At 71.3% G+C, this 15,160-nt stretch carries 11 protein-coding genes; 8 read left to right on the top strand and 3 right to left on the bottom strand.

Features of this window, described 5'->3' with window-relative positions:
* Positions 1 to 102 precede the first annotated feature (102 nt).
* Positions 103 to 1,425: a glycerophosphoryl diester phosphodiesterase membrane domain-containing protein gene (locus tag NQU55_RS35720; RefSeq protein WP_168094679.1), complete on the bottom strand. Its 1,323-nt coding sequence runs from the start codon at positions 1,423 to 1,425 to the stop codon at positions 103 to 105.
* Positions 1,426 to 1,585: 160 nt separating this feature from the next.
* Between NQU55_RS35720 and mtnA the strand changes: the two genes are divergently transcribed.
* The 7 genes from mtnA to NQU55_RS35685 all read left to right on the top strand — a co-directional run bounded on the left by mtnA (position 1,586) and on the right by NQU55_RS35685 (position 10,254).
* On the top strand, positions 1,586 to 2,740 hold the full coding sequence (gene mtnA, locus NQU55_RS35715; protein WP_168094680.1) for an S-methyl-5-thioribose-1-phosphate isomerase: 1,155 nt from the start codon (positions 1,586 to 1,588) through the stop codon (positions 2,738 to 2,740).
* A gap of 142 nt (positions 2,741 to 2,882) precedes the next feature.
* Positions 2,883 to 3,560, top strand: coding sequence for a two-component system response regulator MtrA (gene mtrA, locus NQU55_RS35710; RefSeq protein ID WP_055539974.1), 678 nt, complete (start codon positions 2,883 to 2,885; stop codon positions 3,558 to 3,560).
* 1 nt (position 3,561) lies between these two features.
* Positions 3,562 to 5,589 (top strand): MtrAB system histidine kinase MtrB, encoded by a 2,028-nt coding sequence (gene mtrB / locus NQU55_RS35705; protein WP_372504873.1) that lies wholly within the window; start codon positions 3,562 to 3,564, stop codon positions 5,587 to 5,589.
* The gene (locus NQU55_RS35700; protein ID WP_256791836.1) at positions 5,579 to 7,417 is read left to right on the top strand and encodes an LpqB family beta-propeller domain-containing protein; all 1,839 of its coding nucleotides are present in this window, start codon (positions 5,579 to 5,581) and stop codon (positions 7,415 to 7,417) included. The genes mtrB and NQU55_RS35700 overlap by 11 nt, the downstream gene beginning before the upstream one ends.
* 77 nt (positions 7,418 to 7,494) lie before the next feature.
* Positions 7,495 to 8,265 carry a ComF family protein gene (locus NQU55_RS35695; RefSeq protein WP_168094681.1) on the top strand — a complete coding sequence of 257 codons (771 nt, stop codon included), beginning with the start codon at positions 7,495 to 7,497 and terminating at the stop codon, positions 8,263 to 8,265.
* Between the two features lie 316 nt (positions 8,266 to 8,581).
* The gene (hpf, locus tag NQU55_RS35690) at positions 8,582 to 9,271 is read left to right on the top strand and encodes a ribosome hibernation-promoting factor, HPF/YfiA family (protein ID WP_372504872.1); all 690 of its coding nucleotides are present in this window, start codon (positions 8,582 to 8,584) and stop codon (positions 9,269 to 9,271) included.
* A gap of 242 nt (positions 9,272 to 9,513) precedes the next feature.
* Entirely contained in the window at positions 9,514 to 10,254 is a 741-nt protein-coding gene (locus NQU55_RS35685) for a response regulator (protein ID WP_168096490.1), read from the top strand.
* Here the strand turns inward: NQU55_RS35685 and NQU55_RS35680 are convergent, their stop codons facing one another.
* Both NQU55_RS35680 and NQU55_RS35675 read right to left on the bottom strand, forming a co-directional pair.
* Complete coding sequence (locus NQU55_RS35680) at positions 10,255 to 11,466, bottom strand: winged helix-turn-helix domain-containing protein (protein WP_206330146.1); 1,212 nt, start codon at positions 11,464 to 11,466, stop codon at positions 10,255 to 10,257.
* Positions 11,467 to 11,511: 45 nt separating this feature from the next.
* Positions 11,512 to 12,105 carry a GNAT family N-acetyltransferase gene (locus tag NQU55_RS35675; RefSeq protein ID WP_168096492.1) on the bottom strand — a complete coding sequence of 198 codons (594 nt, stop codon included), beginning with the start codon at positions 12,103 to 12,105 and terminating at the stop codon, positions 11,512 to 11,514.
* Between the two features lie 235 nt (positions 12,106 to 12,340).
* Between NQU55_RS35675 and secA the strand changes: the two genes are divergently transcribed.
* Positions 12,341 to 15,157, top strand: coding sequence for a preprotein translocase subunit SecA (gene secA / locus NQU55_RS35670; RefSeq protein ID WP_168096623.1), 2,817 nt, complete (start codon positions 12,341 to 12,343; stop codon positions 15,155 to 15,157).
* The last annotated feature ends 3 nt before the right edge of the window (positions 15,158 to 15,160 follow it).

Genomic DNA, 15,160 nt, shown 5'->3' with positions numbered 1-15,160 from the left:
CAGAGTCCTTCCTGCCACTCTCCCCGCCTGCTCGGCTGCATTCCCCCGGAGGAAACCCCCGGAAGGAAACACAGCCGAGCCTGAGCGGCAATTCAACTGCTCTTATTCGCCGGCCGCCCGTGCGAGCTCGATGTCGAGGGACTCGCGTCGAATGCGCTGGTCCATGTACAGCAGCGCCGTCATGCCGGCCGTGACCGGAAGGGTGATCGTGGAGCTGATGACCGCCGCTATCCCGATGGAAATGAGCGAGGCCCAGTCCGTCGCCTCGGCGGCCGACTGTTCGCCGTAACCATTGATGAGGACGTCGAAGACGATGACGACGGCCTGGGCCATCAGGCTGACCAGCAGCGTGATCAGCACGGACAGCAGCTGGATTCCGAAGACGCGCCACCAGGCGCCCTGCACCAGCTTCGCCGACCGCCGCATGGCTCCGAGCACGCTCTGCTTCTCCAGCATCAGCGCCGGGGCGGCGAGGCTGTAGCGAATCCAGAGCCAGGTCGCCACCACCATGGACACCAGACCACCCAGCGCCATGAGCGACATTCCTGCCTGCTCGGCTCCGAGTGCGGCCGCCAGCAGGCCCCAGACGATACCTGCGGCGAAGACACCGACCAGGAGCATCGGCAGCAGGACCAGCAGCCCCGCCATCCGCGCCAGCTGCGGCCTGGCGCTCCGCCATGCCTCCCGGGCGGTGACCGGACGACCCAGCACCGCCCGGCTGACGATCACCGTGAGCAGGGCCGCGGCGGTGATGGAGCCGACCAGGCTGAGCAGCCAGGCCACCCCGAGGCTGCCGAGGCCGTTGCCTATGGCGTCGACCAGTTCCTTCGGCGTCTGCGGGGTCTCCCCGCCGAGCGCGTCGAGCTCCTCCGCGCTGCGCGGCCACCACCGCTCGATCACCGTCGCCGCGCTCTGCGTGGCCACGGCCACCGTCAGGGAGATGCCGACGACGGAGCGCCAGTGGAGGCGCATCGCGCGGATCGAGCCTTCCATGATCTCGCCGGTCTGCAGTGGACGCAGCGGGATCACCCCGGGCTGGGGCGCCTGCGGCCGGCCCCCGGCCCACTGGCTCCAGTCGGGCTGCGGCCCCGTACCCCCGCGGCCTGCCTGGCCGCCCTGGGTACCCGGTGCCCCGGAGCCGCCCGAGGACGTGTTCGCCCGGGCGCGTGTGCGCTGCCGGGGCGGGTTCGGGGGAGAGGTCGACCAGTCACCCGGTGGAGGCTGTTCCTGGGCCCACTGGGCTCTTTCCTGCCCCTGGGGCTGCCCTTGGGCCTGCCCTTGTGGCTGCTCCTGTGTCTGTGCTTGCGTCTCTGCCTGCGCCTCCGGCTGTGCCTGCTCCGGCTTCTTCTGTTCCTGCGTCGCCGCCGGGTCGCGCTCGTCGGACGGGGAGGATCCGGGCGAGGTCCGGCCCGGAGAGTCAGTCATGTGCGTCTCGCTCCTTCTCAGTGCCCGCCCGTCCGCCGGTTCGGCGGCGAGCGACTTCCGGCAATCGTGTCACGGTGATCCGGGCCGCCCGCGAGCTCGTACGAGGGAGTAATCCCAAGGCGACCTTCAATAGTCGGGGCACGAGCGGCAGACTGGATGGATGGCTGATCAGTTCGCGGCATCCATGGCGTCCGTCGAGCCCGGCTCCGTTCCCGCGCTGAGATGGGAGGAGCCGCCGGAGGGGCCCGTGCTCGTGGTCCTGGACCAGCGCAGGCTCCCCGCGGAAGAGGTCGGGCTGGTGTGCACGGACGTGCCGGCGCTGGTCGACGCGGTTCGTACGCTCGCCGTCCGGGGCGCCCCGCTGCTGGGGATCGCCGGGGCGTACGGGGTGGCGCTGGCCGCCGTCCGGGGTTTCGACGTCGTGGAGGCCGCAGAGCTCCTCGCGCACGCACGCCCCACGGCCGTGAACCTCGCCTATGGGGTGCGGCGTGCCCTGGGGGCGTACGAGGAGGCCCTGAAGGACGGCAGCGGGCCTGCTCAGGCCGCCGCGGCCGCGCTCGCGGAGGCGCGGGCCCTGCACCGTGAGGACGCGGAGGCCAGCGCGCGCATGGCGGAGCACGGGCTGGCCCTGCTGGAGGAGCTGGTGCCCGGCGGCGGGTTCCGGGTTCTCACGCACTGCAACACCGGGGCGCTGGTCTCCGGGGGCGAGGGCACGGCCCTGGCCGTGGCGAGCGCGGCGCACCGTGCGGGGCGGCTGAGGCGCCTGTGGGTGGACGAGACGCGTCCGCTGCTGCAGGGGGCGCGGCTCACCGCGTACGAGGCGGCCCGGGCGGGGATGGCGTACACGCTGCTCGCCGACAATGCGGCGGGGTCGCTGTTCGCCGCGGGCGAGGTGGACGCGGTGCTGATCGGTGCGGACCGGATAGCCGCGGACGGGTCCGTGGCCAACAAGGTCGGCAGCTATCCGCTGGCGGTGCTGGCCCGCTATCACCACGTGCCGTTCCTGGTGGTGGCCCCGGTGACCACCGTGGACCTCGGTACGCCGACGGGCTCGGAGATCGAGGTGGAGCAGCGCCCGGGGCACGAGATCACGGAGTTTACGGTCGTGCCGCCGGGGGCAGGCGCGGAGCCGGGCACGGGGGTGCCGGTGGCTCCCCTGGGGACGCAGGCGTACAACCCTGCGTTCGACGTCACACCACCGGAACTGGTGACTGCCGTCGTCACGGAGAACGGAGTGGTCTCGCCGGTGACCCGGGCGGGGCTGGCGGAGCTCTGCGGCAGGTCACGGCGGGGATCCGGGAGTGAGCCGGCCTGATCCGCACGTGTACTGTCCACCCCTGGCGGCGAACGCTGTCGGTGTCCCGGGTCAACGGGACACACCGAAGTGTGTCAGTCGCGCCAGGTGAGCTCCGTCACCCGGCTCTATGGACCGGATGCGAAAATGGGATGATGTCGATATGAAGGGACGCGTCCTTGTCGTCGACGACGACACCGCACTGGCCGAGATGCTCGGCATTGTGCTGCGTGGTGAGGGTTTCGAGCCGTCGTTTGTAGCGGACGGCGACAAGGCACTTGCTGCTTTTCGTGAGGTCAAGCCCGATCTTGTGCTGCTCGATCTGATGCTGCCCGGCCGGGACGGCATCGAGGTCTGCCGGCTCATCCGCGCCGAGTCCGGCGTGCCGATCGTGATGCTGACGGCGAAGAGCGACACGGTCGACGTCGTCGTCGGCCTGGAATCGGGGGCCGACGACTACATCGTCAAGCCGTTCAAGCCGAAGGAGCTGGTGGCGCGGATCCGCGCCCGTCTGCGCCGCTCCGAGGAGCCCGCGCCGGAGCAGCTGGCGATAGGCGACCTGGTCATCGACGTGGCCGGGCACTCGGTCAAGCGCGACGGGCAGTCGATCGCACTGACGCCGCTGGAGTTCGACCTGCTGGTCGCGCTCGCCCGCAAGCCGTGGCAGGTCTTCACCCGTGAGGTGCTCCTGGAGCAGGTGTGGGGCTACCGTCACGCGGCCGACACCCGCCTCGTCAACGTGCACGTGCAGCGGCTGCGCTCCAAGGTCGAGAAGGACCCGGAGCGGCCGGAGATCGTGGTGACCGTCCGTGGTGTGGGCTACAAGGCCGGGCCGAGCTGACGTGTCGGGCAACGGTGCCGCCCCGGAGCGGGGCGTGGGGCGGCCCGTCGAGACGGCGGGCGGCATATCTTTCTTCCGGCGCCTGTGGCGGGCCGGGCGGATGCTGTCCGACGGTGCGGCCGCGGGGCCGGTCCACCCGTTGCTGAGGCTGTACGTGCGCTGGGTGCGCCGTCCGCTGCTGCCCGCGATGCGCCTGTGGCGGCGCAACATCCAGCTGCGGGTCGTCGCGACGACGCTGCTGATGTCGATGGGCGTGGTGCTGCTGCTGGGCGTCGTGGTCATCGGGCAGGTCCGCAACGGCCTGCTGGAGGCCAAGCGGCACGCGTCGATGAGCCAGGCCGAGGGCGGTTTCAAGGCGGCGCGGGACGCCGCCGACACCGCGGGGGACACCCGCGGGCAGGACGCCCAGTCGGGCAGCCGCGGCGCCACGGATCCCGGAGCCTGGCTGACGGCCCAGGTGCAGCAGCTCTCCAGCGGCGGCCAGGGCGTCTACCACGTGGTGGCGCTCAGCTCCGGCGGCGGCGACCTCGCCTACGGCGACCTGGGGTACAACGACATGACGTCCGCCGGGGCGCGCGGCCCGCGGGCCTCCGGTGACATCGACCCCGAGGCCAGCATCCCCGCCGACCTGCGCAAGCAGGTGGACTCCAAGACCGGTGCGCTGTGGAAGTCCGCGTCGGTGAAGCACAACTCCTCCGACGAGGGCGAGCCGGCGCTGGTCGTCGGCAAGCGGATGTACGACCCCAACGGCAAGGCGTACCAGCTGTACTACCTCTTCCCGTACACCCAGGAGGAGAAGTCGCTGAGCCTGGTCAAGGGCACGCTGGCGACGGCCGGGGTGTTCGTGGTCGTGCTGCTCGGGGCCATCGCCTGGCTCGTGGTGCGGCAGATCGTCACACCCGTGCGGATGGCCGCGAGCATCTCCGAGCGGCTGGCGGCGGGCGTCCTGCAGGAGCGCATGAAGGTCACCGGTGAGGACGACATCGCGCGCCTCGGCGAGGCCTTCAACAAGATGGCGCAGAACCTCCAGGTCAAGATCCAGCAGCTGGAGCAGCTGTCGCGGATGCAGCGCAGGTTCGTCTCGGACGTCTCGCACGAGCTGCGGACGCCGCTGACGACCGTGCGCATGGCCGCCGAGGTCATCCACGAGGCCCGTGAGGACTTCGATCCGGTCACCGCGCGCTCGGCGGAGCTGCTGTACGGGCAGGTCGACCGCTTCGAGTCGCTGCTGGCCGACCTGCTGGAGATCAGCCGGTTCGACGCGGGGGCCGCGGCCCTGGAGGCCGAGCCGGTCGACCTGCGGGACGTCGTCAACCGTGTGATCGAAGGGGCCCTGCCGCTCGCGGAGCGCAAGGGCAGCAAGCTGCTGGTGCAGGGCGCCGAGCAGCCGGTGATCGCGGAGGCGGACTCCCGGCGCGTGGAGCGCGTGCTGCGCAACCTGGTCGTCAACGCGGTGGAGCACGGCGAGGGCCGGGACGTGGTCGTGCGGCTGGCGGCGGCCGGCGGCGCGGTCGCTGTGGCCGTCCGCGACTACGGCGTGGGTCTCAAGCCCGGCGAGGCGGTCCGGGTGTTCAACCGCTTCTGGCGGGCCGACCCGGCGCGCGCCCGCACCACGGGCGGTACGGGCCTGGGCCTGTCGATCGCCGTCGAGGACGCGCGGCTGCACGGCGGCTGGCTGCAGGCGTGGGGCGAGCCGGGCGGCGGTTCGCAGTTCCGGCTGACGCTGCCGGGGACGGCCGGAGAAACGTTGCGCGGATCGCCGATCCCGCTGGAGCCGGAGGACTCCCGGCGCAACCGCGGGCTGAGCGAGGCCGGCGTGCCGGTGGCCGTGGCCGGGCGGTCCGGCGGCGTGCCGCCGCAGGGCGCCGGGCTGACGCCCGTACCGCCGCAGAACAAGAACGTGCCGGCCGTGGATCCCGCGGCGCTGCCGGGCAGTGGTGCCCGTGTGGTGCGCCCGGGAGACCGGGACGGCGGCAAGCCCGCGGCGGGGTCCGCGGGAGAACGTGAGGGGCGGGCGCGTGGGCGCTGAACGCAATCGCCGCGGGCGGGCGAGCGGCCTGCGGCGGCGGACCGCCGGGTTCGGCGGGCTCGCCGTGAGCGCCGCGCTGCTGGCCGGCTGCGCCTCGATGCCCGACAGCGGCGAGGTGACGGCGGTCGATTCGTCGCAGCGTGCCGACGCGGACTCCCAGGTGCGCGTCTACGGCGTGCCGCCGCACAAGGGCGAGCGGCCGCAGGAGCTGGTGACGGGCTTCCTGGAGGCCACCACCAGCGACGATCCGGACTACGGCACGGCCCGCATGTACCTGGCCAAGGGCGAGCAGCGGCGGTGGGACCCGTCGTGGGGCACGGTCGTGCTGGCGGAGCCGCCGCAGGTGCAGGTGGAGCGCACCGGCGACGGGGACCGCGACTACACGATCACCCTGATCGGCAAGCAGGTCGCCAGGATCGACGCCAAGCACGCCTACAAGCCGGAAGAGGGCGCGTACAAGGAGCGCATCCACGTCGCGCGCGAGGGCGGCGAGTGGCGCATCGACAGGCTGCCGCCCGGGCTGGTGCTCGGCCTCGCCGACTTCCAGCGGATCTACCGGTCCGTCAATAAGTACTACTTCGCGGAGCTGGGCACGTCCGGCTCCGGCAAGGGCCGGGACGTGCTCGTCGCCGACCCCGTCTATCTGCGCAAGCGCATAGACCCCGTGACGTCCACGGTCAACGCCCTGCTGGACGGGCCGACCAACTGGCTGGACCCGGTGGCCGCGACGGCGTTCCCGACGGGCACCAAGGTCGTGGACCGGCGGCTCTCCGTGGACGACTCCAACGCCCTCAGGATCCGGCTCAACGGGAAGGCCGCGGGCACCAACCAGGCGCAGTGCCTGCGCATGGCCGCACAGCTCCTGTACACCGTCCAGGACCAGTCGGCGAAGGTCGGCCAAGTGGTGCTGCAGCGGGACAACGGCTCGCAGCTGTGCTCGCTGGGGCGGGAGGAGGCGCGCAAGTACGCCCCCGACCAGGCCGCCGGCCGCGGCGCCGACCAGCAGTACTTCGTGGACGCGCAGCACCGGATGGTGAGCCTGGCCGACGGCGACGAGGAGGCGCGGCGGGTGCCGGGTCCCTTCGGGGCCGACGGGGCCGTGCAGCTGCGATCGGTGGGCGTGGACCGCAGCGAGCACCACGCCGCGGGCGTGGCCGCCAACGGCCAGGCGCTGTACGTCACCCGCCTGGAGACCGGTTCGGCGCTGGGCGAGCCCCGGGTGACCGCGCGCGGCGGGGCGAAGGCCGGGCTGACCGCCCCGAGCTGGGACGGGCTCGGCGACCTGTGGGTGGCCGACCAGGACCCGGAGCGGCCGCGGCTGCTGCGGCTGCCGGGCGGCACGGGCAGTCCGGAGGAGGTCCAGGTGCCCCGGCTCGACGGGCGCATCACCGGCTTGCGGGTGGCGGCCGACGGTGTGCGGATCGCGCTGCTGGTGACCAAGGACGACCGTACGAGCCTGAAGCTGGGGCGGGTCGAACGTCACGGGGGCGCGGGCCGGCTGACCTTGTCGGTGCAGGAACTGCGCTCGGTGGCGCCGCGGTTGGAGCAGGTCGACGCGGTGTCGTGGGCCGGCGGGAGCCGGCTGCTGGTCGCGGGGAACGAACAGGGCGGGCTGCAGCAGCTGCAGTACATCGACACGGACGGATCGCTGTCGAACACCTCCGCGCTGCCCGGCATCACGGGAGTGCGGGGCGTAGCGGCCTCGGAGAGCACGGCGAAGGCGCCGGCGCTGGTGGCCGAGCGGGACGGCGGGATCGTACGCCTGCTGCCGGACAGCAACTGGAAGCTGGTGACCAAGGAAGGCTCCGCGCCGGTCTACCCGGGATAGCCGCCGGGTGCCGGTGGCGCGGCGCGGGGTTTTCCACAGGGGTGGCGGGGCGCCGCGGCCGGCGGGACAGTGGATCTGTGCGCGGGTGGTGGCAGGAGATCGCGGGCCTGGTGCTGCCGGGCGAGTGCGCGGGGTGCGGGCGGCCGCGGTCCGTGCTGTGCGAAGCGTGCCGGGCGGCGCTGGGCGGAGGCGCGGTGCCGGGCGCGGGTGCGGCGTGGCGCGTCAGGCCCGATCCTGTGCCGGCCGGGCTGCCGCCGGTCCATGCCGCCGGGCTGTACGAGGGTCCGGTGCGCGCCGCCCTGCTCGCGCACAAGGAGCGCGGGGCGCTGGGGCTGGCGGGGCCGCTGGGGGCCGCCCTGGCGGGTGCGGTGCGCGCTGCGGCCAGTTGTCCGGGGGGTGGCGGGTGGGGCGGGGGAGGGGCCCTGGAGGCCGGTGAAAGGCCCTTGCTGCTCGTTCCCGTCCCCTCGGCCCGCCGTGCCGTCGCCGCCCGCGGTCACGATGCCGGCCGGCGCCTGGCCCTCGCCGCCGCGCGTTCCCTGCGTGCCGCCGGTCTGCCCGCCCGTGCGGCGCCCGTGCTGCGCCAGTGCAGGGCCGTCGCCGACCAGGCCGGGCTGGGCGCCCGGCAGCGCAGGGCGAATGTGGCCGGCGCACTGGGGGTACGTATGGGAGGAGAGGGACTCTTGATGCGCGAGGGGCCGGTGGTGCTGGTAGACGATCTGATGACCACGGGGGCTTCGCTTGCCGAGGCCGCACGTGCCGTCTCCCTCGCGGGCGCCGGCGTGCTGGGCGCCGCCGTCGTGGCCGCGTCCGGAGTTCCCCCGCGCGAGGCCGAAAAGAAGCGGAACTGAAGGGCAACGTCATTCGTTGCTGATGGTAACGGCAAGGAAACACCTGAATGGAGGTACGTCCCGGTAGGGGCTACCGACAGGCGTCCGAGCGAGATATGTTCGGTTGTGAGGAATGGCAGGGGCTATGCCTCGCATTTCCGAATGGCGAGCTTTGCTCGCTTTCACGGAAGCTTGAAGTCGATGGGGTGCAGACCTTGCCGATGGGGGAGGAGGAGGTGAAAACCGCCAAGTCGGTGGCTCCGGGTATCCCCGGAGTCTGATGCAAGAGGGATGCGCTCCGCACCTTCGGCGGGGCGATCCGGGAACGGAGTTCTGCGTGGACATCGTCGTCAAAGGCCGCAAGACCGAGGTGCCCGAGCGCTTTCGCAAGCACGTGGCCGAGAAGCTGAAGCTGGACAAGATCCAGAAGCTCGACGGCAAGGTGATCAGCCTCGACGTCGAGGTGTCCAAGGAGCCCAACCCCAGGCAGGCCGACCGCTCCGACCGGGTGGAGATCACGGTGCGTTCCCGTGGACCGGTGATCCGGGCGGAGGCCGCAGCAACCGATCCGTACGTCGCACTGGACCTGGCCACCAGCAAGCTCGAAGCACGACTGCGCAAGCAGAACGACAAGCGCCACACCCGGCGGGGCAACGGCCGCATCCCCGCGAGCGATGTCGCGGCGACCGTCATCGGCGCCGCGGAGCTCACCGACAGCGGTGAACTCGCCGTCGAGCAGGCGGCGGACGGGGTGCCGGTCACCCGCATGGGATCCCTGGAGATCCGTGGCGAAGGCCCTCTGGTGGTCCGCGAGAAGACCCACTCCGCAGCGCCCATGACCCTCGACCAGGCGCTCTACGAAATGGAGTTGGTCGGGCACGACTTCTACCTGTTCGTCGACTCCGACAGCAAACAACCCAGTGTCGTCTACCGGCGACACGCCTACGACTACGGCGTCATCCACCTCAATGCCGACCCGCTCTTCGAAGGAGAGCCCGGTGGTGCGGGCGGGGAGCTGGGCGGCTGAGCCGGGGGGCTCCGGCCTCCCGCGCCATCTGCCGTAACCGTCGGTCCGGTGCCCTAGGGGCGCGCCCCCGCGCCCCCGGGGCGCCGTCGTGCGACGACGGAAGCAGCGCCCGGCCCCCCGGCATGAAATCATGGCCCGGCGGCCAACCACCGGCGCCGGGGAACCGGTTGGGCGGCGCAGCACGCAGCACAGTGCAACCGCGAGGGGCTCTGGGCCTTCAGGGGTCTTCAGGGGGAGGAACAATGGCGGACAGGTTCGGGCCCGTACTCGAGCCCGGCGAGGACGACGACGAGGCCTGCTCGGGCAGGGGCGCGGCGCGCGAGGAGCCCATCCGGGTCCTGGTCGTGGACGACCACGCGCTCTTCCGCCGGGGCCTGGAGATCGTCCTGGCGCAGGAGGAGGACATCCAGGTCGTCGGCGAGGCCGGGGACGGTGCGGAGGCCGTGGACAAGGCCGCGGACCTGCTGCCGGACATCGTGCTGATGGACGTCCGCATGCCCAAGCGCGGCGGCATCGAGGCGTGCACCTCCATCAAGGAGGTGGCCCCCAGTGCGAAAATCATCATGCTGACGATCAGCGATGAGGAAGCCGACCTCTACGACGCCATCAAGGCCGGGGCGACCGGCTATCTCCTCAAGGAGATCTCCACCGACGAAGTGGCGACCGCCATCCGGGCCGTTGCCGACGGGCAGTCGCAGATCAGCCCGTCGATGGCGTCCAAGCTGCTCACCGAGTTCAAGTCGATGATCCAGCGCACGGACGAGCGCCGGCTGGTGCCGGCGCCCCGGCTGACGGACCGCGAGCTGGAGGTCCTCAAGCTCGTCGCCACGGGGATGAACAACCGCGATATCGCCAAGGAGTTGTTCATCTCCGAGAACACCGTCAAGAACCACGTGCGCAACATCCTGGAGAAGCTGCAGCTGCACTCCAGGATGGAGGCGGTGGTGTACGCGATGCGCGAGAAGATCCTGGAGATCCGTTAGCTAGTCCAGGGCGGTGATCAGCGCTGCGGCCAGCTTCGCGTCGTCGCAGCGCTCGATCCGGACGGCGTCGCAGCCCACCCACTCCGCCGCCTCCCGCAGCGCCGCGGCCATCGGGGCCACGGCCTTGGGCCCGTCGAGGGAGACCTGGCGGGCCACCAGCGTGGATCCGTCGCGCGCCGGGTCGACACGCCCGAGCAGCCGGCCGCCCGACAGCAGCGGCATCGCGAAATAGCCGTGTATCCGCTTCTCCCTCGGGACGTACGCCTCCAGGCGGTGCGTGAAGCCGAAGATCCGCTCCGTGCGGGGGCGGTCCCAGACCAGCGAGTCGAACGGCGACAGGAGCGTCGTGCGGTGCCGGCCGCGGGGCTGCTCGGCCAGGGCCGCGGGGTCGGCCCACGCCGGCTTCGCCCAGCCCGCCACCTCCACCGGCACCAGGCCGGTCTCGTCGATGACGGCGTCCACCTGCTCGCCCTTGAGGCGGTGATAGTCCGCGAGGTCCGCCCGGGTGGCCACGCCCATCGCGGCACCGGCCTGCGCCACCAGGCGCCGCGTGCACGCGGCGTCGTCCAGGTCGTCGTGGAAGAGAGCGGCGGGCACGGCGCGCTCGGCCAGGTCGTACACGCGCTTCCAGCCGCGCCGGCGGGTGCACACCACCTCGCCGGTGTCCAGCAGCCACTCCACCGCGATCTTCGTCTCGGACCAGTCGTACCACTCTCCCCCAGCTACCGCTGGGAGGTGCCCCCAGCCGTTCTTGGCGCCGCCCAGCTCCGTGGCCGTCAGCGGGCCGTCGGCCTTGAGCCGGTCGCGGACCGCCGCGCACGAGCGCTCCGCGTCCTCCATGACGTGCCAGCGGTGCCCGCGCGTCTGGAAGGCCCGCCGGCGGAAGGCGAACAGCGGCCACTCCTCGACGGGCAGGATGCACGCGGCGTGCGACCAGTATTCGAAGGCGTGGTCCCCCGACCAGTACGCCTCCTCGACCGCGGCCCGGCCGACCGCGCCCAGCCGGGCGTACGGCACCAGCTCGTGCGAGCGGGCCAGCACGGAGATCGTGTCCAGCTGGACGGCCCCCAGGTGCCGCAGCACGCCACGCGTGCCCGCCCGCCGGTCCGGCGCGCCCAGCAGGCCCTGGGCGCGCAGCGCCAGCCGGCGCGCGTCATCGGCGGACAGGTGGTGCTCGGGCTTACGGGCCTTGGCGGAGGCGGCAGTTGTCATGGCGGTCACCTTAGGCGGGGGCACTGACAACGGCCGGGGAGCCGGTCAGCCGCGCCCGGGAAACGGCAGGTAGGGGGCGGCGGTGGGCAGGCCCAGGTCCGAGGGGAGCAGGGAGCCGATCCACGCGTCGCGCCGCGTGCCCCCGTAAACGATCTTCGACCGCATGACGCCCTCCATCCGGAACCCGGTCTTCAGGGCCACTGCGCGCGAGCCCTCGTTGCCCGCCTCCGCGTACCACTCAATGCGCTCGACGCAGAGGGTCTCGAAGGCCCAGCGGACCACTGCGCGGGCCGCCTCCGCGGTGTACCCGCGGCCGCGCTGGTCCTTGGCGGTCCAGTAGCCGAGCTCGGCCTGGCGTTCGGGGGAGCGCAGCTGTGCGAGCCGCACCAGGCACATGGAGCCGGCGAGCCGGCCGTCCTCCCGGGTGAAGACGCCCCACGTGTAGATGGTGTCGTCGCGCCAGCCGGCCGGGCAGGTCTCCTCGATGAAGGTCCGGGCGTCCTCGGGCGTGTACGGAGAGGGCACGCTCGTGTACCGGGGGATGTCCGGGTCCTGGCAGGCCGTGTGCACCGCGTCCGCGTCGGCGGGGGCGAAGGGACGCAGCAGCAGACGATCGGTCGTGAGCTCTATGGGGTCCATGGGCGGAGTGTAAAGACCCTCAGCCCGGCACCTTCGGGATTATTCGCTCGTTCCATAACCGGGTGACACCGCGGGTGACACCCGGCCCGGGTGATGACGGACCTCCCGGCGCGGCGGGGTCCTCGCTTACGATGGCCGTTGCGGCGGGGACTGTCCCGTCGTGCCCGCGTACCCGCCCCCTGCCCACGGCGGGGGAGAACCGGTGCCAGGCCCGACCGGCAAGGAGCTAGCCTACGTGTCCGTCTTCGGCAAGATCATGCGTGCAGGAGAAGGCAAGATCCTGCGCAAGCTGCACCGCATCGCGGACCAGGTCAATTCCATCGAAGAGGACTTCATCAACCTCTCCGACGCCGAGCTGCGCGCCCTGACCGACGAGTACAAGCAGCGCTACGCCGACGGGGAGAGCCTGGACGACCTGCTCCCCGAGGCCTTCGCGACCGTCCGCGAGGGTGCCAAGCGCGTCCTCGGCCAGCGTCACTACGACGTCCAGCTCATGGGCGGCGCCGCCCTGCACCTGGGCTACGTGGCGGAGATGAAGACCGGTGAGGGCAAGACCCTGGTCGGCACGCTGCCCGCGTACCTGAACGCCTTGTCGGGCAAGGGCGTCCACCTGATCACGGTCAACGACTACCTGGCCGAGCGCGACTCCGAGCTGATGGGCCGGGTGCACAAGTTCCTGGGCCTGTCGGTCGGCTGCATCCTGGCGAACATGACGCCGGCGCAGCGCCGCGAGCAGTACGGCTGCGACATCACGTACGGCACGAACAACGAGTTCGGCTTCGACTACCTGCGCGACAACATGGCGTGGTCGCAGGACGAGCTGGTCCAGCGCGGGCACAACTTCGCCGTGGTCGACGAGGTCGACTCGATCCTGGTCGACGAGGCCCGTACGCCGCTGATCATCTCCGGCCCGGCCGACCAGGCCACCAAGTGGTACGGCGACTTCGCCAAGCTGGTCACCCGCCTGAAGAAGGGCGAGCCGGCCAACCCGCAGAAGGGCGTCGAGGAGACCGGCGACTACGAGGTCGACGAGAAGAAGCGCACGGTCGCCATCCACGAGGCCGGCGTCGCCAAGGTCGAGGACTGGCTGGGCATCGACAACCTCTACGAGTCGGTCAACACCCCGCTGGTGGGCTACCTCAACAACGCCATCAAGGCGAAGGAGCTCTTCAAGCGGGACAAGGACTACGTCGTCATGGACGGCGAAGTCATGATCGTCGACGAGCACACCGGCCGTATCCTCGCGGGCCGCCGCTACAACGAGGGCATGCACCAGGCCATCGAGGCGAAGGAAGGGGTGGAGATCAAGGACGAGAACCAGACCCTCGCCACGATCACCCTCCAGAACTTCTTCCGCCTCTACAGCAAGCTGTCCGGCATGACCGGTACGGCCATGACCGAGGCCGCCGAGTTCCACCAGATCTACAAGCTCGGCGTGGTGCCGATCCCGACCAACCGGCCGATGGTCCGCATGGACCAGTCCGACCTCATCTACCGCACCGAGGTCGCCAAGTTCGACGCCGTGGTGAAGGACATCGCCGAGAAGCACGAGAAGGGGCAGCCGATCCTGGTCGGCACCACCTCCGTGGAGAAGTCGGAGTACCTCTCCCAGCAGCTCTCCAAGCGCGGCATCCAGCACGAGGTGCTCAACGCCAAGCACCACGAGCGCGAGGCCTCGATCGTCGCGCAGGCCGGCCGCAAGGGCGCCGTCACCGTCGCCACGAACATGGCCGGCCGCGGCACCGACATCAAGCTCGGCGGCAACCCGGACGACCTCGCCGAGGCGGAGCTGCGCCAGATGGGCCTCGACCCGGTGGAGCACGTCGAGGAGTGGGCGGCCGCGCTGCCCGGCGCCCTGGAGCGTGCCGAGGCCGCGGTCAAGGCCGAGTTCGAAGAGGTCAAGGACCTCGGCGGCCTCTACGTGCTCGGCACGGAGCGCCACGAGTCGCGCCGCATCGACAACCAGCTGCGCGGCCGTTCCGGCCGTCAGGGCGACCCGGGCGAGTCCCGCTTCTACCTGTCCCTGGGCGACGACCTGATGCGCCTGTTCAAGGCCCAGATGGTCGAGCGCGTGATGGCCATGGCCAACGTGCCCGACGACGTGCCGATCGAGAACAAGATGGTCACCCGGGCCATCGCCTCCGCGCAGTCCCAGGTCGAGCAGCAGAACTTCGAGACGCGCAAGAACGTCCTGAAGTACGACGAGGTGCTCAACCGCCAGCGCGAGGTCATCTACGGCGAGCGCCGCCGCGTCCTGGAGGGCGAGGACCTGCAGGAGCAGATCCGGCACTTCATGGACGACACCATCGACGACTACATCCGCCAGGAGACCGTCGAGGGCTTCGCCGAGGAATGGGACCTGGAGCGCCTGTGGGGCGCCTTCAAGCAGCTCTACCCGGTGAAGGTCACCATCGAGGAGCTGGAGGAGGCGGCGGGCGACCGCGCGGGCATCACGGCCGAGTTCATCGCCGAGTCCATCAAGGACGACATCAACGAGCAGTACGCGGCGCGCGAGGAGCAGCTGGGCTCGGACATCATGCGCGAGCTGGAGCGTCGCGTGGTGCTCTCGGTGCTGGACCGCAAGTGGCGTGAGCACCTCTACGAGATGGACTACCTCCAGGAGGGCATCGGCCTGCGGGCCATGGCCCAGAAGGACCCCCTGGTGGAGTACCAGCGCGAGGGCTTCGACATGTTCCAGGCCATGATGGAGGGCATCAAGGAGGAGTCCGTCGGCTACCTGTTCAACCTGGAGGTCCAGGTCGACCAGCAGCTGGAGGAGGTCCCGGTCGAGGAGGCCGCGCCGTCCCTGGACAAGGTCCAGGACACCATCCCCGCGGCCCGTCCCGAGATCCGTGCGAAGGGCCTCGCGCAGCCGCAGCGGCCGGACCGGCTGCACTTCTCGGCCCCGACGGTCGACGGTGCGGGCGGCACGATCGAGACCGACTACGCCAGTGACGACACGGGCGAGTTCCGTTCGGCGGCGGACGGCATGACCCGCGCCGAGCGCCGCAAGGCGCAGAAGAACAGCGGCGGCCGTCGTCGCAAGAAGTGACCC

The organism is Streptomyces telluris, from assembly GCF_024519335.1.
Classification (GTDB): domain Bacteria; phylum Actinomycetota; class Actinomycetes; order Streptomycetales; family Streptomycetaceae; genus Streptomyces; species Streptomyces telluris.
This window is presented reverse-complemented; position numbering and strand designations above follow the sequence as displayed.

Coding starts and splice junctions, on each gene's coding strand:
- mtnA (WP_168094680.1), top strand. CDS start 1,586: ATGGCTGATCAGTTCGCGGCATCCATGGCGTCCGTCGAGCCCGGCTCC.
- NQU55_RS35680 (WP_206330146.1), bottom strand. CDS start 11,466: ATGACAACTGCCGCCTCCGCCAAGGCCCGTAAGCCCGAGCACCACCTG.
- mtrA (WP_055539974.1), top strand. CDS start 2,883: ATGAAGGGACGCGTCCTTGTCGTCGACGACGACACCGCACTGGCCGAG.
- NQU55_RS35675 (WP_168096492.1), bottom strand. CDS start 12,105: ATGGACCCCATAGAGCTCACGACCGATCGTCTGCTGCTGCGTCCCTTC.
- NQU55_RS35720 (WP_168094679.1), bottom strand. CDS start 1,425: ATGACTGACTCTCCGGGCCGGACCTCGCCCGGATCCTCCCCGTCCGAC.
- NQU55_RS35685 (WP_168096490.1), top strand. CDS start 9,514: ATGGCGGACAGGTTCGGGCCCGTACTCGAGCCCGGCGAGGACGACGAC.